General features: G+C 72.4%; 14 protein-coding genes and 1 pseudogene. 5 read left to right on the top strand and 10 right to left on the bottom strand.

The window, feature by feature from the left end; translation table 11 throughout:
* Positions 1-104: 104 nt before the first annotated feature.
* Positions 105-602 (bottom strand): hypothetical protein, encoded by a 498-nt coding sequence (locus V7E45_RS27165; RefSeq protein WP_333776837.1) that lies wholly within the window; start codon positions 600-602, stop codon positions 105-107.
* Between the two features lie 277 nt (positions 603-879).
* Between V7E45_RS27165 and V7E45_RS27160 the strand changes: the two genes are divergently transcribed.
* A complete protein-coding gene (locus tag V7E45_RS27160) occupies positions 880-1,485 on the top strand; it encodes a YceI family protein (RefSeq protein WP_333776836.1) in 606 nt (201 codons plus the stop codon).
* Positions 1,486-1,577: 92 nt separating this feature from the next.
* On the opposite strand, the gene V7E45_RS27155 is transcribed toward V7E45_RS27160, so the two are convergent.
* Together V7E45_RS27155 and V7E45_RS27150 are read right to left on the bottom strand one after the other, a co-directional pair.
* Positions 1,578-2,999, bottom strand: coding sequence for a hypothetical protein (locus V7E45_RS27155; protein WP_333776835.1), 1,422 nt, complete (start codon positions 2,997-2,999; stop codon positions 1,578-1,580).
* A gap of 65 nt (positions 3,000-3,064) precedes the next feature.
* A complete protein-coding gene (locus tag V7E45_RS27150; RefSeq protein ID WP_333776834.1) occupies positions 3,065-6,079 on the bottom strand; it encodes a glycoside hydrolase family 3 protein in 3,015 nt (1,004 codons plus the stop codon).
* Between the two features lie 160 nt (positions 6,080-6,239).
* Here V7E45_RS27150 and V7E45_RS27145 point away from each other — a divergent pair, with 160 nt between their 5' ends.
* Positions 6,240-8,108 carry a ricin-type beta-trefoil lectin domain protein gene (locus V7E45_RS27145; RefSeq protein ID WP_333776833.1) on the top strand — a complete coding sequence of 623 codons (1,869 nt, stop codon included), beginning with the start codon at positions 6,240-6,242 and terminating at the stop codon, positions 8,106-8,108.
* Between the two features lie 122 nt (positions 8,109-8,230).
* Positions 8,231-8,833, top strand: coding sequence for a GOLPH3/VPS74 family protein (locus V7E45_RS27140; RefSeq protein ID WP_333776832.1), 603 nt, complete (start codon positions 8,231-8,233; stop codon positions 8,831-8,833).
* Positions 8,834-8,921: 88 nt separating this feature from the next.
* Here the strand turns inward: V7E45_RS27140 and cimA are convergent, their stop codons facing one another.
* From cimA to ureA, 5 genes are all read right to left on the bottom strand, one after another.
* Entirely contained in the window at positions 8,922-10,532 is a 1,611-nt protein-coding gene (gene cimA, locus V7E45_RS27135; protein ID WP_333776830.1) for a citramalate synthase, read from the bottom strand.
* Positions 10,533-10,831: 299 nt separating this feature from the next.
* Positions 10,832-11,443 (bottom strand): TetR/AcrR family transcriptional regulator, encoded by a 612-nt coding sequence (locus V7E45_RS27130; protein ID WP_333776829.1) that lies wholly within the window; start codon positions 11,441-11,443, stop codon positions 10,832-10,834.
* A gap of 35 nt (positions 11,444-11,478) precedes the next feature.
* Positions 11,479-12,519 carry an agmatine deiminase family protein gene (locus tag V7E45_RS27125; protein ID WP_333776828.1) on the bottom strand — a complete coding sequence of 347 codons (1,041 nt, stop codon included), beginning with the start codon at positions 12,517-12,519 and terminating at the stop codon, positions 11,479-11,481.
* 11 nt (positions 12,520-12,530) lie between these two features.
* The gene (locus tag V7E45_RS27120) at positions 12,531-14,255 is read right to left on the bottom strand and encodes an urease subunit alpha (RefSeq protein WP_333776827.1); all 1,725 of its coding nucleotides are present in this window, start codon (positions 14,253-14,255) and stop codon (positions 12,531-12,533) included.
* On the bottom strand, positions 14,252-14,947 hold the full coding sequence (gene ureA / locus V7E45_RS27115; protein ID WP_333776826.1) for an urease subunit gamma: 696 nt from the start codon (positions 14,945-14,947) through the stop codon (positions 14,252-14,254). The genes V7E45_RS27120 and ureA overlap by 4 nt, the downstream gene beginning before the upstream one ends.
* Before the next feature lie 144 nt (positions 14,948-15,091).
* Here ureA and V7E45_RS27110 point away from each other — a divergent pair, with 144 nt between their 5' ends.
* Positions 15,092-16,534: a cytosine permease gene (locus V7E45_RS27110; protein ID WP_333776825.1), complete on the top strand. Its 1,443-nt coding sequence runs from the start codon at positions 15,092-15,094 to the stop codon at positions 16,532-16,534.
* A 37-nt stretch (positions 16,535-16,571) separates the two neighbouring features.
* On the opposite strand, the gene V7E45_RS27105 is transcribed toward V7E45_RS27110, so the two are convergent.
* Positions 16,572-17,660 carry a branched-chain amino acid aminotransferase gene (locus V7E45_RS27105; RefSeq protein ID WP_333776824.1) on the bottom strand — a complete coding sequence of 363 codons (1,089 nt, stop codon included), beginning with the start codon at positions 17,658-17,660 and terminating at the stop codon, positions 16,572-16,574.
* A gap of 239 nt (positions 17,661-17,899) precedes the next feature.
* Positions 17,900-18,943 (bottom strand): 3-isopropylmalate dehydrogenase, encoded by a 1,044-nt coding sequence (locus V7E45_RS27100; RefSeq protein WP_333776823.1) that lies wholly within the window; start codon positions 18,941-18,943, stop codon positions 17,900-17,902.
* Between the two features lie 150 nt (positions 18,944-19,093).
* Between V7E45_RS27100 and V7E45_RS27095 the strand changes: the two are divergent.
* Positions 19,094-19,309 (top strand): annotated as a pseudogene (locus V7E45_RS27095) (phosphoesterase); the annotation flags it as partial.

The raw sequence follows: 19,309 nt of genomic DNA, 5'->3' as shown, positions 1-19,309 counted from the left end.
GGGTGGGCCCGGGGGGCCGCGGTGGCGGAGAGGGCGGCGGCCAGCAGGAGCGCGCGCCGTGTCGGTCCGGAGGTGGTCATCTCGCCGGTCGCCGCCCTCCCGGCTCAGCAGCCGCCGCAGTTGTAGTAGAGGACGTCCCAGTGGTTGCCCTCGTCGGCGTAGATGTTGCCGGAGCCCGACTGGTACTGCGGCGCGCCGTCGCCGCGCAGGCCGATGTAAGTGAAGTTGTTCTTGATGTACGAGGTGACGCAGGTGTTCTTGCCGTAGTCGAGCTTGTAGCCGTTCCAGTGGGAGTAGGTGCCGGAGGCGTGGCCGGTCTCGGTGCCGCCGGTGATGTTGAGGGCGCAGCCGCCGGCCCGCTTGAGGGTCTGGGCGCCCTGGGCGGTGGCGAGGTTGAGCTGGTCGAAGGACGTGCAGGTGGAGTTGTTCCGGTCGGTGCAACCGCCGGAGGACGACCAGGTGATGCCGACCTGCCGGAACATCGACTCGGCGGTGGCCTGGCTGATCTTGGTGACGGCGAAGGCGTCGGTGGCGGTGCCGACGACGGCGACGCCGGGGGCGACGACCAGGGCGAGTGCGGTCAGGACGGAGCGGACCTTCATGACCTCGGTTGCCTTCATGGGAACCCTTCCTGCGGATGGCCGTGCTTCCTGTGGGTCGGCTGTGCAGGTTGCGCACGCCCGATGGTGCCCGAGCTCTACGCGCGTCCGCCAGAGGGCGGACGGGATGACTCACCGTCGTCGCGAAAACACGTTCCGGATGATGTTGAAAACTCAACGGAATAGGTCTACGGTCGGAGTCGTTAGGTTCGTTGAACGTTAAACAGAAAGCCCGCGGCCCCGTCATTCCCGGCCGCGCCCCGTCCCCAAGGAGAACGTCATGGGCATCTTCGGCCGCAAGGAAAGCACCCCCACCGCCTCGGCGCCGGCCGCCGTCAACCCCGATCTGGCCGCGCTGACCGGCGAGTACACCATCGACCCGGCGCACAGCACGATCGGCTTCGTGGCCCGCCACGCGATGGTCACCAACGTCAAGGGCGGCTTCCAGGACTTCACCGGCACGCTGCGCCTGGACGGCGAGAACCCCGAGCAGTCCACCGCGACCATCGACGTCACGATGCAGAGCATCGAGACCGGCAACGCCGACCGTGACGGCCACCTGAAGTCCGCCGACTTCTTCAAGACCGACGAGTTCCCGGCGATGACCTTCCGCTCCACCAAGGCCGAGGCCCTGGGCGGCGACGACTACCGCATCACCGGTGACCTCTCCCTCCTCGGTGTCACCAAGCCGCTCACCATCGACCTGGAGTTCAACGGCGCCGCGAAGGACCCGTTCGGCAACGAGCGCGTCGGCTTCGAGGGCAAGGCCGAGATCCTGCGCTCCGAGTGGGGCCTGACCTGGAACGCGGCGCTGGAGACCGGCGGGGTCCTGATCTCCGACAAGATCAAGCTGCTCTTCGACATCTCGGCGATCAAGAACGCGTGAGCCCCGGGCGGCCCCGCCGCCCCCGCATTCCGAGCGCGCCCGCCCTGCGGTCCCCCGGCACGGGGGAGGGCGGGCGCTCGCCTGTCGCCGGTTCAGAAGCCTCCGCCGAAGTCGCCTCCCCCGCCCCCGCCGCCGTCGAAGCCGCCTCCGTCGCCGAAGCCGCCGCTGAAGTCGCCGGGGTCGAAGTCCGCGCCCGAGACGTCGCCGCCCTGGTAGCCGCCGAAGTCGCCGCCGCCGAACTCGCCGTATCCGGAGCCGTAGTCGGCCGCGTAGGACGGGGTCGCCATCATGCCGCCCAGCACGGTTCCGACCAGCAGGCCGGGCAGGATGCCGCCGCCGAAGTAGCCGCCGGCCCAGGGGCCGTAGGCCGGGCCCGCGTCCCAGTAGGGGCGGCGGCCGAGCTCGGTGTCGACCTCGCGGATCACCGGGTCGCGGCCGTCGGCCAGCCGGGTCGCGTCGGCCGCGCACACCGGGACCTCACGTGGGGCGCCGCCGGGCGGGGTCCAGGCGGCGTCGGTGGCGGACGGCCCGTGGCGGGGGTCGAAGAAGCAGGGCGGCCGACGCTCCGGGAGGGGGCGGCCCTCGCGCCGGGCGGCCAGCTGGGCGAGCGAGAAGCGGCCGTCCTCCAGCGCCTCGGTGACCGTGCGCACGTCCTCCGGTCTGCGGGCCTCGGCCATGCGCTGCTTGGCCTGCTCGTAGGCGTCCAGCGCCCGTTCGTAGTCCGCGCGCATGGCGTCGTCGGCGCCCGCCTCGGCCGGGTGGAAGTCCAGCCGGTCCAGTTCCTCGCCGAAGGCGGTGATGTCCTCGTCGACGACCACCCGCAGGCGGTCGAGGGCGGCCCGCTGTTCCTCGTCCCGGCGGCGGCGGTTGCGGCGGACCAGGGCGTAGGCGCCCGCTCCCCCGGCCACCAGGACCGCGGCCGTGGTGATCAGCGCGGTGCCGGAGACTCCTCCCCCGCCCGGTCCGGACGAGCCCCAGGAAGCGGGGGCGTGGCCGCCCATGTTGGCCAGGGCGCGGTGGGTGAAGTCGGTCAGCTGGGTTCTGGTGCCCTCCCCCCGCACACTGGCGACGAGGTTGCGCACCGCGGCGTGCGGGAGGACCGAGGAGTCGGCGCGGGCGTCGAAGCGGTCGCCGAGCCGGATGGCGTACAGGCCGGTGACGCCGGTGGCCGTGCGCAGGGCGGAGAAGAGGTTCTGCGTGGGGTACCCGGCGGGCAGCACCGCGATGAACAGGGGCTTGTTCGCGTCCTTGATCTCGCGGGCGAGCGTGGCGGCGCCGGCGGCGGTCAACTGGCCCGAAGCGGCCGGGTCGACGTACACCGGCCCCCTGCGCAGGGCCTCGGCGATCGTGGACACGCCGGTCGCCGTCCGGGCGCGGGGCGCCGCCTGCGCGCCGGGCGCCGTCCTCACCCCCTCGGCCGCCCTCGCCCCGGGTGCCGGCGCGGTCACGAGCAGGAGCATCAGGATGGCCAGCAGCAGGGCTGGGAGGCTTCGGGTCCGCAGGACGGCCTTCATCCTTCGACGCTACCCGAAGCCTCCCGATACCGGTGACATGTGCCCCGGGAGCAGGGCACGGCGGTCTACGCGGCCCGGTACGCCTCCGTCAGCTTCCGCACCGCCTCCCCGTAGTGGCCGGTCAGCAGCAGGTGGTCGGCGTCGGCGAAGGGCCCGGAGACCGCGGAGTCGATCCGGCCGCCCACCTTCCGCTGGACGATCAGCCGGGCCTCGGTGACCAGCGCGCGCCCGGTGCGGTCGGCGCCGGCCCGTTCGGCCGCCCGCGCCGCCCGGGCGAGGGCGGCCAGGGCCGTCGCTCCGCCGTGCGGGACGCGGGTGCGGGTGGTCAGGCCCCAGCCGTAGGGGAACTGCGGGTCGTACGCGGCGTCGCCCACGTTGATCGGCAGCTGGGCGGCGGACCTCGGCCAGGTGACCGGGAGCTGCCCGGTGAAGGGGCGGCTGCCGTACAGCACGTCGGCCACGCCCCCGCCCTCGGTGCCGGGCAGCCAGGAGGCCACCAGCGCGTCGATCCGGCCGAGCCGGTCGCCGATGAGCTGCGGGCGCCCGGAGACGATCAGCACCGCGCACTTCATGGCCGCGCAGACCTTGTCCACGGCAGCCTGGTCGGCGGCGGACAGCGTCAGGTCGTGGCCGTTGCCGACGTCGCCGACGCCTTCCGCGTAGGGGGTCTCGCCGACGACGACCACGCCGACGTCGTACCCGGCGGTCGGGGCGGACGCGTCCTTGGAGTAGGTGACGTTCCCGCCCGCCTCGCGCATGCCCTGGAGGATGGTGGTGCCCGGGGTGATGTTCCCGGAGGAGCCCTGCCAGGTGACGGTCCAGCCGCCGCTCTGGTTGCCGATGTCGTCGGCGTTCGAGCCGGCGACGTACACCTTCTGGCTCTTCTTCAGGGGCAGCAGTCCCCCGCTGTTCTTCAGCAGCACCTGCGACTCGGCGGCGGCGGCGCGGGCCACGGCCCGGTGGGCCGGGGAGCCGATGGCGGCGGCGCCGGCGGTGTCGGCGTAGGGGTGCTCGAACAGGCCGAGACGGAACTTCTGGGTGAGGATCCGGGAGACCGCGTCGTCGATCCGCCGCTCATCGACCCGGCCGGCCTTCACCTCGTCGGCCAGCGTCGAACTGAACTCCTTGTAGCTGTAGGGCACCATCATCATGTCGACACCCGCGTCGACCGCCGTGCGGACGTGGGCCGGGTAGTCGCCGGGCAGCTGGTCGATGGCGTTCCAGTCGCTGATGACGAAGCCGTCGAAGCCCATGCGGCCCTTGAGGACGCCGTTGATCATGTCGGCACGGGCGTGCATCTTGACGGGACCCCGCCCGTCGCCGAGGACGTCGAGCGAGGAGTACGACGGCATGACGGTGCCGACGCCCCGGTCCACGGCCGTGCGGAACGGCGCCAGGTGGACGGCTTCCAGCTCCTGCCGGGTGACCTTGGTGACGCCCTGGTCGATCTTGTACGTGCCCGTGGTCGAGGAGCCGTACTCCGTGCCGCCGTCGCCGACGAAGTGCTTGGCGGTGGCGAGGACCTTGTCGTTCCGGCGCAGGTCGGCGCCGTTCGCACGGCCCTGGAGGCCCTGGACGATCGTCTCCATCGACTGGACCAGCGCCGGGTCCTCGCCGAAGGACTCGTAGGAGCGGCCCCAGCGCTCGTCGCGGCTCACGCACAGGCAGGGGGCGAAGTCCCAGGGGACGCCGGTGGCCCGTACCTCGGCGGCGGTCACCGCGCCGGTCCGTTCCGCGAGGGCGGGGTCGCGGGTGGCGCCGATGCCGATGTTGTGCGGCATGACCGTGGCGCCGACCAGGTTGTTGTGGCCGTGCACCGCGTCCACGCCGTAGATCAGCGGGATCTGGAAGCGGGTCGCCCGGGCCCGCAGCTGGAAGCCGTCGATCATCTTCGCCCAGGCCGCCGGGGTGTTGGGCGTGGGTGTCGAGCCGCCGCCGGACAGCAGTGAGCCGAGGCCGTACGCGGCGACGTCGGCCCCGGTGCCCACGGCCCCGCGCTCGGCCTGGGTCATCTGGCCGGTCTTCTCCGCCAGAGACATCCGGCCCAGGAGGTCGGCGACCCGCTTGCGTACCGGCAGCCTGGCGTCCAGGTACGGCAGTCCGTGGGCGTCGATGACGACCTGCGGGGTCTCGGCGGGCGCCTTGGCGCCGCTCACGGTGAGCCCCAGCGGGACGGTCTCGGCGGGCTCGGCCGTCTTGTCCCGCAGGGTGCGCACCTCGACGGTCCGGGTGGTGCCGGAGGCCGTGCCGGCCGGGAAGGTGAGGGTGCCGGAGACCGGGGTGTAGTCCCGGCCGGGTTCGGCGGTGCCGTCCGTGCGGGTCGCGTAGGTGACGGTCACCGGTTCGTCGAGCGGCGCCGAGCCGGTGGTGGCCACGGTGATCCCGATCCTGGCGGTGCCGCCCTCCGCGACGGTGTGGACGGCCGCGTCGGTCGTGACGGAGGCGCGCAGCGACTGGTCGGCGCGGCCGTACAGCTCGACGCCGTCCATGGCGAACTGCCCCTTGACGCCGACCGGGAGGGTGACGGCGTAGCCCCACATCCGGTCGAGGCCGAGGACGTGGTCGATGCCGCCGACGGGCTGGTAGTCGGTGCGGTAGGCGAAGTCGGTGAAGGGGAGCTCGACCTGCTTCCAGCCGGTGAAGTCGTCGGTGAAGGAGGTGGTCCAGAGTTCCGAGGCCTCGCCGTCGTGGCCGCCGTCCTTGATCTCGAAGGGGATCTTCTTGCCGTTGTCCTGGCCGTCCCACCAGAAGCGGATGCCCCGGTGCGCCGACCAGTCGTGGGCGGGCTCCCCGGCGGCGAAGTCGTGGGTGAAGCCGCCGTAGCCGCTGATGTCGTAGCTGCCGGTGAGGACCTTGGCGCCCTCGGGGGCGTCGGAGCGTGCGGTCAGCCGCAGCGCCGGCGGGTCGTCGGAGTCGCTCCCCCAGGTGAAGATGCCCTCGGCGGGCTGGGAGGCGAAGGGGACCTCCCCCTCGAAGCGGTCGACGGGGACGGGCGGCGGGTCGTCGGCTGCTCGCGCGGTCGCCCAGGGGAGCAGACCGGTGAGGAGTGCGGCGGAGACGAGCAGGGCGGTTCTTCGCATGGACCTTCCCTCGACTCTCATGGTTCACTCATGACTTAGCTCACGACATGAGTTAACTGGGGGCCCACACAACCGTCAAGACGGCACGTCAGGACGGCCGGGCGCTGCAAGTCCCCCCACACGTCAGGCACGTTGGCTCTCCCCAGAAGGGCGACGCACCATGCGAACTCCCCTGCGCACCACCCGGCTGCTGCTCGCCGGCCTGCTGGCCACCGCCGGGCTCACGACCCTCGGCACACCGTCCGCGCACGCGGCCGGCGAACAGGTCACCGCGTGGCTCACCACCACCGACGACTCCGCCGGTCGGCACGTCGTACGCGGTCTCCAGGCCCAGACGCCGTTCGCCTTCCAGGCCGGGACCGGTGGCGGCGGCGAGAACATCACCGTCGACGAGAACACCCGGTACCAGACCTTCACCGGCGGCGGCGCGTCCTTCACGGACACCGCCGCCTGGCTGATGAACAGCAGCGGGGCGCTGTCCCGGAGCACCCGGGACGCGACCATGCGCAAGCTGTTCTCGCCGGCGGACGGGATCGGGCTGTCGTTCCTGCGCAACCCCATGGGCGCCTCGGACCTGGCGCGGTACGGGTACACGTACGACGACGTGCCCGCCGGCCAGACCGACACCTCGCTGGCGAAGTTCTCCGTCGCGCACGACCTCGCGGACGTCGTCCCGCTGACCAGGCAGGCGCTTCAGCTCAACCCGGCCCTGACGGTGATGGCCTCGCCGTGGACGGCACCGGCCTGGATGAAGGACAGCGGCTCGCTCGACGGCGGCTGGCTGAAGGCCGAGGACTACGGCGCGTACGCCGCGTACTTCGTGAAGTACCTCCAGGCGTACCGGGACCAGGGCGTGAACGTCTCCTACGTCACCGCGCAGAACGAGCCGACCTGCTGTTCCGGCTATCCGTCGATGAGCTGGAACGGGAACGGGCTCGCGTACTTCACCAAGAGCGAGCTGCTGCCGAAGCTGCAGGCGGCGGGCCTGACCACCAAGGTGCTGGCGCACGACTGGAACTGGGACGTCTACGACTCCTACGCCGCCCAGACGGTGGACGACCCGGCCGTGCGCAACCACCCCAACTTCGGCGGGATCGCCTGGCACGGCTACGGCGGTGACATCGGCAAGCAGACGACCGTGCACGACCGGTACCCCACGCTGGACGCCTTCGGCACCGAGCACTCCGGCGGCACCTGGATCGCCGACCAGCAGCGCGAGGACATGTCCAACATCATCGACTACACGCGCAACTGGGCGAAGTCGGTGACCAAGTGGTCGCTCGCGGTGGACCAGAACATGGGCCCGCACAACGGCGGCTGCGGCACCTGCACCGGGCTGATCACCGTGCACGACGGGGACGGCGCGAGCGGGACGGTCGACTACACCGTCGAGTACTACGACATGGGCCACCTGACGAAGTTCGTCCGCCCGGGCGCCCAGCGGATCGCCTCCACGGCCTCGTCCGCCGTGCCCAACGTGGCGTGGCGCAACCCGGACGGCAGCAAGGCGCTGATCGCGTACAACGGCTCGTCGTCCGCCAGGTCGGTGACCATCGACTGGGGGGCGCAGCACGCCACGTACTCGCTGCCCGGCAGGACCTCGGCGACCTTCACCTGGTCCGGCACCCAGTCGGGCGGCGGCGGCCGCTCCGGCGCCTTCGTGGGGCTCGCGGGCAAATGCCTGGACGTGGCGGGAGCGTCCAGCGCGAACGGCACGGCGGTACAGCTCTACGACTGCAACGGCAGCACGGCGCAGCAGTGGACGCTGCCGGGCGACGGTTCCGTGCAGGCCCTCGGCAAGTGTCTGGACGTCAGCTCGGCCTCCACCGCGGACGGGGCCAAGGTCCAGCTGTACGACTGCAACGGCACCGGTGCGCAGAAGTGGTCGTACGACGCGTCCACCGGCGACGTGGTGAACACGGCGGCGAACAAGTGCCTGGACGTCACGGACAACTCCTCGGCGAACGGGGCGAGGGCCCAGATCTGGTCCTGCACGGGCGCGGCGAACCAGAAGTGGAAGCTCCAGTAGGACGCAGTGCCGTGTCCCGCCTCGACGGGGCGGGACAGGACGGGGGCCGCCGTGCTGCGGATCGGCGGCCCTCCGCACATGCTGGTGGTGCGGGGAGCCGCCAGCCCGGAGGGGAAGCCGACATGACCACACCGCAGGACCTGTTCATCGTCGCCACGGACGTCCCCGGCGACCGCCCGGTGGAGCAGGGCGACCTGTCGCTGGCCCTCGCGGGTGCCGAGCTGATCGACCTCCTCGGCGCCCGGGCGCTCTCCCTGGACGACGAGCGCATCGTGCCGGGTCCGCCGCTGTCCGTGGGTGACCGGCTCCTGGACGAGGCGGGTTCGTCGCTCGTGCGGCAGGAGCCGTACGAGACGGTCGAGGACTGGCTGTGGCGCCGCGGGGAGGGGCTGACCGGGATCTACCTCGACGAGCTGGACGCCCGGGGACAGCTGACGGGCGAGCGGCGGCACTGGCTTCCGTACCGGCCGAAGGCCGACGCGGCCGCCGGCACCGAGGCGCGTCGCCACGCCACCGACCGGTGGGAGTCCCACGAGCCGGTGCTCGCCGGCCTCGCGGCGGCCCTGGGAGTCGGGGACGCCGAGCCGGCCGAGGAGGACCTCGGCGACGACGCGGTCGTCACGGTGCTGGCCGCCGTCAACCACGCGCTGACGGAGCTGGAGGGCGTACGGCAGCGGCGGCGCATCGAGAACGCCGCCTTCGACAACATCTGGCGCGCGCCCTGACCCCCGTTCCGGCCGGCCGTGGCACCCGGCCGGGCCGGCGGCGGTCCGCACCGCGCTCCCGGGGCGGGGGCGCGGTGCGCTCGTGCCGTCACTCGGCCGGTTCGACCCCGGCCCGCAGCAGCCCGTAGGTGTAGGCGTCCTCCAGGGCCTGCCACGAGGCGGCGATGACGTTCTCGGCGACCCCGACCGTGGACCACTCGCCGGCCCCGTCGGAGGTGGAGATCAGCACCCGGGTGGTGGAGGAGGTGCCGTGCACGCCCTCCAGGATGCGGACCTTGTAGTCCACCAGGTCCAGCTTGGCGAGCTGGGGGTAGATCTTCTCCAGGGCCACGCGCAGCGCCCGGTCCAGGGCGTTGACCGGGCCGTTGCCCTCCGCGGTGGCGACGATCCGCTCGCTCTTGGCCCACAGCTTGACCGTGGCCTCGTTGGCGTGGGTGCCGTCGGGCCGGTCCTCGACGATGGCCCGCCAGGACTCGACGTCGAAGTACTTCAGCGGCCTGCCCTCGACCTCGCCGCGCAGCAGCAGCTCGAAGGAGGCGTCGGCGGCCTCGTAGGTGTAGCCCGCGAGCTCGCGCTCCTTGACCCGCGCGACCACGCGGCCGACCAGCTCCCGGTCGCCGCCGAGGTCGACGCCGAGCTCCTTGCCCTTCAGCTCGACCGAGGCGCGGCCCGCCATGTCGGAGACCAGCATGCGCATGGTGTTGCCGACCAGCTCGGGGGCGATGTGCTGGTACAGGTCCGGGTCGACCTTGATCGCCGAGGCGTGCAGGCCCGCCTTGTGCGCGAAGGCGGAGACGCCCACGTACGGCTGGTGGGTGGAGGGCGTGAGGTTGACGACCTCGGCGATGGCGTGGGAGATCCGGGTCATCTCGCGCAGCCGGCCCTCCGGCAGCACCTTCTTGCCGTACTTCAGCTCCAGGGCCGCCACGACCGGGAAGAGGTTGGCGTTGCCGACGCGCTCGCCGTAGCCGTTGGCGGTGCACTGCACCTGGGTCGCGCCCGCGTCGACCGCGGCCAGCGTGTTGGCGACGGCGCAGCCGGTGTCGTCCTGGGCGTGGATGCCGAGCCGGGCGCCGGTGTCGGCGAGGACCGTGGAGACGACCGCGTGCACCTGGGCGGGGAGCATGCCGCCGTTGGTGTCGCAGAGGATGACGACGTCGGCGCCGGCCTCGGCGGCGGCGCGTACGACGGCCTTGGCGTACTCGGGGTTCGCGCGGTAGCCGTCGAAGAAGTGCTCGCAGTCCACGAAGACCCGGCGGCCCTGGTCCCGCAGGTAGGACACCGTGTCGCGGACCATCTCCAGGTTCTCGTCCAGCGTGGTGCGCAGCGCCAGCTCCACGTGCCGGTCGTGCGACTTGGCGACCAGGGTGATCACCGGGGCACCCGACTCCAGGAGCGCCCTGACCTGCGGGTCCTCGGCGGCCTTCGCGCCGGCCCGGCGGGTGGCGCCGAAGGCGACCAGCCGGGCGTGCTTGAAGTCGATCTCGGCCTGCGCGCGGGCGAAGAACTCGGTGTCGCGCGGGTTGGCGCCGGGCCAGCCGCCCTCGATGAAGCCGACGCCGAAGTCGTCCAGGTGCCGTGCGATGGCGAGCTTGTCCGCGACGGTGAGGTTGATGCCCTCGCGCTGCGCGCCGTCGCGCAGCGTGGTGTCGAAGACGTGGAACGAGTCGTCGAGCTCGCTGGTTGCCGTCTCGGTCATGGTCTCAAGGCTCCTGATTGTGAATCTTCGGTCTAACCGGAATGACCGGCTCCACCATCCCCCCAAGGGTCCCGCGCGCTCCGCCGCCGGCTTCGGGTGGGCCGGAAAACGAAAAAACCCCTCGCGGGTGCGAGAGGTCTGCGCGCGGGTCGAGGACGACGGTGGCCACCCGCACCTGGTCGTACGAGGTGGTCACTGCGGACCGGCGCGCCTGCTGCCCATAATCATGGCGAACGAGAGCACGCAGGCAGTCTGGCACAGCACCGCCCCGGTCCACCGACCGTCTCAGGATGCGGTCGTCAGGCGTCCACCGCGAGCAGCGCCTGGTCGAGGAACTCCCGGACGTGCGCGATCACCTGCGGGCGGTCAGTGCCGCGCAGACCGATGGCGACGTGGATGGAGAAGCCGTCCAGCAGGGCCCGCAGCCGGGCGGCGAAGCGGTCGGCGTCCACCGGGCGGAACTCGCCGCGCGAGACGCCCTCGGCGATCAGGGCGACCAGGTCGCGGTGCCAGGCGCCCTCGATGGCGGCCTGCCGTTCACGGCCGGCGTCGTCGGCGTTCTGCGAGCGGTTCCAGACCTCCAGCCACAGCGTCCAGTGCGGGTCGCGGTGGCCGTCGGGCACGTACAGGTCGACGTACGCCTCCAGGCGTTCCCGGGCGGTCCCCGGCCGGGTGAGCAGACGGCCGCGCTCGGCGCCCAGCCTGCCCTCGCTCCACTCCAGGGTGCGCAGCAGCAGCTCGTCCTTGGAGTGGAAGTAGTACAGCAGATGGCCGCTGCTCATCCCGACCTCGCGCCCGAGGGCGGCCATGGTGAGCTTCTCCAGACCGCGCTCGGCGATCATGTCCATGGCTGCGACGAGGACCTCCTCGCGCGGCGGCGCGTTCCTGCGCGGACGGGCCGCACCGGCCATCTGCTGCTCCTGTACGTCTACGGGTCCGGTACGTGTCAGACCTTCGGCTGCTGCTGGGTGATGCAGTGGATGCCACCGCCACCGGAGAAGATCGTACGGGCGTCCACCAGGGTGACGGTCCGCTCCGGGAAGAGACGGCGGAAGATCCCGGCGGCGATCTCGTCGCGCGGGTCGTCGAAGCCGCACAGCACGACCCCGCCGTTGCACAGGTAGTGGTTGATGTAGGAGTAGTCGGCCCAGTGGCCGTCGGCCTCCAGGGCGGTCGGGGCGGGCACCTCGACCACCTCGAGGCGGCGGCCGCGCGCGTCGGTCGCCGACTTCAGCAGGCCGATGACCTCCCGGGTCACCTCGTGGTCGGGGTGGGCCGGGTCCGGCTGATGGTGGGCGACGACGACCCCGGGGCGGGCGAAGGCGGCGACGATGTCGACGTGCCCGAGGGTGCCGAAGCCGTGGGGAGGGTAGTCGCCGGTCAGGCCGCGCGGCAGCCAGATCGCCTTCCGGGTGCCGAGGTGGGCGTGGATCTCGGCCTCGACCTCCTCCTTCGACCAGTGCGGGTTGCGCTCGGGACCGAGCTGCACGGTCTCGGTGAGCAGCACGGTGCCCTCGCCGTCGACGTGGATCGCGCCGCCCTCGTTGACCAGCTTCGAGGCGTACGTCTTCGCGCCCGCGCGGTCGGCGACGAACGAGGCGATCTCGGCGTCGTGCTCCCAGCGGGCCCAGTGCTGGGCGCCCCAGCCGTTGAACGTCCAGTCCACGGCGCCCAGCCGGCCCTGACCGTCGGTGAGGAAGGTGGGGCCGATGTCCCGCATCCAGGCGTCGTCCAGGTCCCGTTCGACGGTGTCGACGCCGGGGCCCAGCAGGGTCCCGGCCTCGGCGGACTGGCCGGGGCCGCAGACCACCGTCACCGGCTCGAAGCGCAGCACGGCGTGGGCGACCGAGGCCCAGGCGGCGCGGGAGCGGGCGAGGTCGTCCGGGTCGTCGAAGGTGGGGTTGGGACCCGGCCACGCCATCCAGGTGCGCTCGTGCGGGGCCCACTCGGCGGGCATGCGGAAGCCGTCGGCGGCGGGGGTGGTCATCGGTCGGGTCCTTAGAGGAAGTAGAGGCGGTTGAGGGAGACGGACTCGGCGGGCTCGGAGCGCAGCGGGTCGCCGTCGAGGGTGACCAGGCCGGTGCGCTGGTCGACGTCGACCGCTCCGACGCGGGCGTTCAGGCGCAGGTCGGCCGGGCCGATGCCGCGGGTGCCGCGCACGGCGACCCGGCGGCGGCGGGTGGGCATCGTGTCGTTGCCCTGGTCCACGGCGGCCTGGGCGACGAAGGCGACCGAGATGTCGGCGGGCGTGCTGCCGTGCGCGCCGAACTGCGGGCCGAGCACGAGTGGTTCGCAGGTGTCGGTGGCCGCGTTGGGGTCGCCGACCACGCCGTAGGCCGGGAAGCCGGACTTGAGGACGAGCTGCGGCTTGGCGCCGAAGTACTCGGGGCGCCACAGCACGATGTCGGCGAGCTTGCCGACCTCGATCGAGCCGACCTCGTGCGCGAGGCCGTGGGCGATGGCCGGGTTGATGGTCAGCTTGGCCATGTAGCGCAGCACGCGGGCGTTGTCGTCGCCCTCGCCGTCGCCCTCCATCGGGCCCAGCTCGGCCTTCATCTTGCCGGCCATGGCGAAGGTGCGCCGGACCGTCTCGCCGGCGCGCCCCATGCCCTGGGCGTCGGAGGAGGTGATGCCGATCGCGCCCAGGTCGTGCAGCACGTCCTCGGCGCCCATCGTGCCGGCCCGGATGCGGTCGCGGGCCATGGCGGCGTCGCCGGGCAGGTCGGTCTTCAGGTCGTGGACGGAGACGATCATGCCGTAGTGCTCGGCGACCGCGTCCCGGCCGAAAGGCAGGGTCGGGTTGGTGGAGGACCCGATGACGTTCGGGACACCGGCCATCTTCAGCACGTTGGGCACGTGCCCGCCCCCGCAGCCCTCGATGTGGAAGGCGTGGATCGTGCGGCCCTCAAGGACCCGGAGGGTGTCCTCGACCGAGAGGCACTCGTTGAGGCCGTCGCTGTGCAGGGCGACCTGGACGTCGTGCTCCTCGGCGACCCGCAGGGCGGTGTCCAGGGCGCGGGTGTGGGCGCCCATGTCCTCGTGCACCTTGAACCCCGAGGCCCCGCCCTCGGCCAGCGCCTCGATCAGGGGCGCGTCGTGGGAGGACGAACCGCGGCCCAGGAAGCCGATGTTGACCGGCCAGGCGTCGAAGGCGTTGAAGGCGTGCCGCAGCGCCCACGGCGAGTTGACGCCGACACCCCACACCGGGCCGAACTCCTGGCCGATGATCGTGGTGACGCCGGAGGCCAGGGAAGCCTCCATGATCCGCGGCGACAGCAGGTGGACGTGGGTGTCGACGGCACCGGCGGTGGCGATCATGCCCTCGCCGGAGACGATGGACGTGCCCGTGCCCACCACGACGTCGACCCCGTCGAGGGTGTCGGGGTTCCCGGCCCGTCCGACGGCGCAGATCCGGCCCTCGCGGATGCCGATCGAGACCTTGCGGATGCCCTGCGCGGCGTCGATCACGACGACGTTGCTGATCACGACATCACAGGTGGCGCGGACTGCGGCGGCCTTCAGATGCAGCCCGTCGCGCGCGGTCTTGCCGAAGCCGGCGAGGAACTCGTCGCCGTACTTCTGGGCGTCCGCCTCGACCCGGACGACGAGGCCGGAGTCGCCGAGCCGGACGCGGTCGCCGGCCCGGGGGCCGTGCGTGGCGGCGTAGGCGTGCGGGTCGACCTGGGTGGCACGGCTGACCTCGCGCCCCTTGGAGCGGCTCATCGCTCGTCCCCTTCCGGTGTGATGCCCAGGTAGCCGCAGGCGGCGGCCCGGCGCAGGGCCTCCTCGCGGGCCCCCGGCGCGTCCAGCGGCCCGTCGACCAGGCCGGCGAAGCCGATCGCGATCCGCTCGCCGCCGATCGGCACGAGCCCGACCTCCGCGCTCTCACCGGGACCGAACCGCACCGAGGAACCGGCGGGCACGGCGAGCCGCATGCCGTAGGCCCTCTCGCGCGGGAAGTCCAGCCGCGGGTTGGCCTCGAAGAAGTGGAAGTGGGAGGTGACGGAGACCGGCACGGTCGCGGTGTTGGTGACCCTCAGCCGGACGGCCGGCTCGGGCTCGGTGTGCTCCGGCCCCGGCAGCAACGCGCCCGGGCCCTCCTCGCCCGCGCCGGCGCCGATGGGGTCGCAGACCACGGCGAGCCGGGAACCGTCGTCGAAGACCGCCTCGACGTGAACCTCGGTGACGACGTCGGCCACCCCCGGCAGCACGTCCTCGGGGCCGAGGACGGACCGGGCCGCCTCGATGGCCTCGGCGAGCCGCCTGCCGTCCCGCGCAGCCTCGCAGACGGTGTCCGCGATCAGCGCGGTCGCCTCCGGCACGTTCAGCCGGAGGCCGCGGGCCCGGCGGGCCCGGGCCAGCTCGGCGGCTCCGAAGAGCAGCAGCCGGTCACGTTCCGTGGGGGTGAGTCTCACGACGCGGCACCTCCTTGCCTTCCATTGCTTAGAACATCACTCTAAACGCACTTTCCATAGAACAGAAGCATTGACCGGCGACCGCCGTTCACGACACATTGAACGTCGCTCAAACCATGAGGCGGCCGTCGAAGGAGACCAGCCATGCCGATCGAACAGCGCGGTGTCGACACCATCCCGGACGAGGAGCGGACCAGCGGGCCACGGGACCTGGTCTCGATCCTGCTCGGCTCCAACCTCTGCCTCGGAGTGATCATCTTCGGCTGGCTGCCGGTGTCGTTCGGGCTCGGCTGGTGGGCCTCGGTGAGCGCGGTCGTCGCGGGCACCGCGGTCGGCACGGTGTTCACCGCCCCGCTCGCCCTGGTCTCCCTGCGCACCGCGACCAACCTGTCCACCTCCTCCGGGGCGCAGTTCGGGGTGCGCGGCCGGCTCGTCGGCTCGGTCGTCGGCCTGCTGCTGGCCCTCGGCTACACCGCCCTGACCGTGTGGATCGGCGGTGACGTGATGGTGAGCGTGCTCGGCCGGCTGTTCGGGCTGCCCGCGGACGGACTGTCGTACGCCGTCGTCTACGCGCTGCTCGCCGCGGCGACGGTCGCGGGCGCGGTGTACGGCTACCGGGTGCTGCTCTCCATGTCCCGGGTGCTCGCCGTGGGCATGACCGCCCTGCTGGCCCTCGGCATCCTCGCCTACGCCCCGCACTTCACCACCTCGCCGCTCCCGGACGCCGGCGGTTACCTGCTGGGCTCCTTCTGGCCGACCTGGTTCCTGGCCGCGGTGGCGGCGGGGCTGTCCGGCCCGATCGCGTTCATCACGCTCCTCGGCGACTACACCCGCTACATCTCCCCCGCGCGCCACTCCGGCCGCCGCGTGCTGCACGCGACCTGGCTGGGCCTGATCCTCGGCCTGCTCGTGCCGCAGCTGTTCGGCACCTTCACGGCGTACGCGGCCCGCGCTGCCGGCGACTACGCCGGTCCGCTGGTCTCCGCCTCGCCCGCCTGGTACCTGGTCCCGCTGCTGCTGTCCGCCTCCGCGGGCTCGGTCGGCAACGCGGGCCTGATGCTGTACTCCATGGGTCTCGACCTGGACGCGATCCTGCCCCGCGCCTCCCGCGCCCGCGCCACCTGCACGGTCGCGGTGGTGGCCACGGCCTGCGTCTTCGCCGGGCACTACGCGTGGAACGCGCAGTCCGCGATGACGTCCTTCGTGCTGCTGCTCACCGCGATCGGCACCCCGTGGGCGGTCATCACCCTCATCGGCTTCGTCCGCTGCCGCGGTGTGTACGACGCCGACGCCCTCCAGGTCTTCAACCGCCGCTCGCGGGGCGGGATCTACTGGTACCGGGCCGGCTGGAACCCGCGGGCCACCGGGTCCTGGGCGGTCGGCGCGGGAGTCGGCATGCTGGGGGTGTCCCTGCCGTCCTACGAGGGCCCGCTGCTGGGCCTGACCGGCGGGGTGGACTGCAGCTTCCTGCTGTCGGGCGCCGTCGGCGGGGTGGTCTACCTGCTGCTGACGCTCGCCCCGGAACGCCCGACGGCCGCCGCGGACCCGGAGTCCGCGGCGGCCCTGGGCGTGGGCGCCGAACGCTAGGGCCCGCCCGTTCGGGCCGGGCCGGGCGGGTCGGCCGTCAGGCCAGCTCGTGCATCCAGCCGTGCCGGTCCTCTGCGGTGCCGCGCTGGATGTCCAGCAGGGCGCTGCGCAGGCGGAGGGTGACCTCGCCGGGCTCTCCGCCGCTCTGCTGCCACTCGGCGCCGTCCCGCTTGACGGTGCCGACCGGGGTGATCACGGCCGCGGTGCCGCAGGCGAACACCTCGGTGAGCGTGCCGTTCTCGGAGTCGCGCTGCCACTGCTCGACGGAGACGCGGCCCTCCTCGGCCTTGTAGCCGAGGTCGCGGGCGACGGCCAGCAGGGAGTCACGGGTGACGCCCTCCAGGATCGAGCCGGTCAGCGTGGGCGTGACGATGGTGTCGCCGTAGACGAAGTACAGGTTCATGCCACCGAGTTCCTCGACCCACTTGTGCTCGACCGCGTCGAGGTAGCAGACCTGGTCGCAGCCCTTGGCGGCGGCCTCGGCCTGGGCCAGCAGCGAGGCGGCGTAGTTGCCGCCGGTCTTGGCGTCGCCCATGCCGCCGGGGACGGCGCGCACGCGGTCCTCGGAGACCCAGATCGACACCGGCCGCACGCCGCCGGGGAAGTAGGCGCCGGCCGGGGAGGCGATGACGATGAAGAGGTACTCGTTGGCCGGCTTGACGCCGAGGCCGACCTCGGTGGCGATCATGAAGGGACGCAGGTAGAGGGACTCCTCGCCGCCGTGCGCGGGCACCCAGTCCTTGTCCTGCTGGACCAGCACGTCGCACGCCTCGATGAACGTCTCGACCGGCAGCTCCGGCATCGCCAGTCGGCGCGCGGAGCGCTGGAAGCGCTTGGCGTTCTGGTCGGGGCGGAAGGTGGCGACCGACCCGTCGGGCCGGCGGTAGGCCTTCAGGCCCTCGAAGATCTCCTGGGCGTAGTGCAGGACGTTGGTGGCCGGGTCGAGGGGGATCGGCGCGTACGGAACGAGCTGGCCGTCGTGCCAGCCTCGGCCCTCGGTCCACTTGATCGTCACCATGTGATCGGTGAAGTGGCGGCCGAATCCGGGGCCGGCCAGGATCGCCTCGCGCTCCGCGGCGGCGAGCGGGTGGGCGGAGGGCTTGAGCTCGATCGTGGGCGTCGTCATGTGTTGTCCTTCACCGGTTGTAGTGACGAGCCGCGTGCACGCCCGCACGGCCGGTGGCCAGTGTGAGGACGTCCGAGCATTCCCTCATGTCGCGGCTCCGCGTTCGATTATCGCGCGCGGGGCCCCGGCGGACGGAATCGGGGTGAATGCGGCCCGGGGTTGATGGTGGCACCCGGCGACCGCACAGGAAAAGCCGCCGGGCGCTGATGCGACCCGGCGGCTTGGGCGTGCTCGGCGGGTCAGCCGGCTACGCGTACGGCGAGGGCGTCGCCGATCTCCGAGGTGCTGCGGGCGGGCTTGCCGGCCCGCTCGGTCAGGTCCGCGTTGACCGCGGCGTCGATGCGCTCGGCCTCGCCGTCGTAGCCGAGGTGGCGCAGCAGCAGGGCGACGGACAGGACCGTGGCGGTGGGGTCCGCCTTGCCCTGGCCGGCGATGTCCGGGGCCGAGCCGTGGACGGGCTCGAACATGGACGGGAACTCGCGGCCGGGGTTGATGTTGCCGGAGGCGGCCACGCCGATGCCACCGGAGACGGCCGCGGCGAGGTCGGTGATGATGTCGCCGAACAGGTTGTCGGTGACGATCACATCGAATCGGGCCGGGTCGGTGACCAGGTAGATGGTCGCCGCGTCGACGTGGATGTAGTCGGTGGTGACCTCGGGGAACTCCTGGGCCACCTTGTTGAAGATGTTCGTCCACAGGTGGCCGGCGAAGGTCAGCACGTTGTTCTTGTGGACCAGCGTGAGCTTCTTGCGCGGGCGGGCCTGGGCGCGGGCGAAGGCGTCGCGGACCACGCGCTCCACACCGAAGGCGGTGTTGACGGAGACCTCGGTGGCGACCTCGTGCTCGGTGCCCTTGCGGATGGTGCCGCCGTTGCCCGTGTAGGGGCCCTCGGTGCCCTCGCGGACCACCACGAAGTCGATCTCGGGCTGGCCGGCGAGCGGGGTGGCGACACCCGGGAGCAGCTTCGACGGGCGCAGGTTGACGTGGTGGTCGAAGGCGAACCGGAGCTTGAGCAGGAAGCCGCGCTCCAGCACGCCGGACGGCACGGACGGGTCGCCGATCGCGCCGAGCAGGATGGCGTCGTGCCGCTTGAGCGCGTCGAGGTCGGCGTCGGTGAGGGTCTCACCGGTGGCGTGGTACCGCTTGGCGCCGAAGTCGTACTCCTGGGTCTCCAGCTTCACATCCTGCGGCAGGACGGCGGAGAGGACCTTGAGACCCTCGGCCACGACCTCCTGGCCGATGCCGTCACCGGGGATCACTGCGAGATTGATGCTGCGAGACATGTCGGCACCCTACTCTTCGTCCCAGGTGATGACACGCCCTGTCCGTCATGCGGACACCCGGTCGTCCGGACGGGTCGCGGTGCCGTCCCGTCGGCCGGCGTTCACCCGTGGGTGGCCCGGCCGTCGCAACCCCGTGGGAACTTCCCCTCCATGGAGACTCCCGACTTCGGCATCCCGCGCCCGCTGGCGGAGCGGATGAGCATGGCCGAGCAGTACGAGTACCTGCGTGCCCGCCTGGTCCCCCGCCGCACCCTGGTGACGGCGGGCGCGGTGGCGGGCGGGCTGCTGACCGGCTGCTCGGGCGGTACCGGCGCGGCGGGGGGGGGGGGGGGGGGGGGGGGGGGGGGGGGGGGGGGGGGGGGGGGG

The sequence above is a fragment of the Streptomyces sp. IBSBF 3136 genome (genome assembly GCF_036815105.1).
Classification (GTDB): domain Bacteria; phylum Actinomycetota; class Actinomycetes; order Streptomycetales; family Streptomycetaceae; genus Streptomyces.
This window is presented reverse-complemented; position numbering and strand designations above follow the sequence as displayed.

Bases quoted from the DNA above. Each gene is read 5' to 3' on its own strand.
- V7E45_RS27110 (WP_333776825.1), top strand. From the start codon at position 15,092: ATGCCGATCGAACAGCGCGGTGTCGACACCATCCCGGACGAGGAGCGG.
- V7E45_RS27125 (WP_333776828.1), bottom strand. From the start codon at position 12,519: ATGACCACCCCCGCCGCCGACGGCTTCCGCATGCCCGCCGAGTGGGCC.
- V7E45_RS27120 (WP_333776827.1), bottom strand. From the start codon at position 14,255: ATGAGCCGCTCCAAGGGGCGCGAGGTCAGCCGTGCCACCCAGGTCGAC.
- V7E45_RS27140 (WP_333776832.1), top strand. From the start codon at position 8,231: ATGACCACACCGCAGGACCTGTTCATCGTCGCCACGGACGTCCCCGGC.
- V7E45_RS27100 (WP_333776823.1), bottom strand. From the start codon at position 18,943: ATGTCTCGCAGCATCAATCTCGCAGTGATCCCCGGTGACGGCATCGGC.
- V7E45_RS27130 (WP_333776829.1), bottom strand. From the start codon at position 11,443: ATGGCCGGTGCGGCCCGTCCGCGCAGGAACGCGCCGCCGCGCGAGGAG.
- V7E45_RS27150 (WP_333776834.1), bottom strand. From the start codon at position 6,079: ATGCGAAGAACCGCCCTGCTCGTCTCCGCCGCACTCCTCACCGGTCTG.
- V7E45_RS27160 (WP_333776836.1), top strand. From the start codon at position 880: ATGGGCATCTTCGGCCGCAAGGAAAGCACCCCCACCGCCTCGGCGCCG.
- V7E45_RS27145 (WP_333776833.1), top strand. From the start codon at position 6,240: ATGCGAACTCCCCTGCGCACCACCCGGCTGCTGCTCGCCGGCCTGCTG.
- V7E45_RS27105 (WP_333776824.1), bottom strand. From the start codon at position 17,660: ATGACGACGCCCACGATCGAGCTCAAGCCCTCCGCCCACCCGCTCGCC.
- V7E45_RS27165 (WP_333776837.1), bottom strand. From the start codon at position 602: ATGAAGGTCCGCTCCGTCCTGACCGCACTCGCCCTGGTCGTCGCCCCC.
- cimA (WP_333776830.1), bottom strand. From the start codon at position 10,532: ATGACCGAGACGGCAACCAGCGAGCTCGACGACTCGTTCCACGTCTTC.
- V7E45_RS27155 (WP_333776835.1), bottom strand. From the start codon at position 2,999: ATGAAGGCCGTCCTGCGGACCCGAAGCCTCCCAGCCCTGCTGCTGGCC.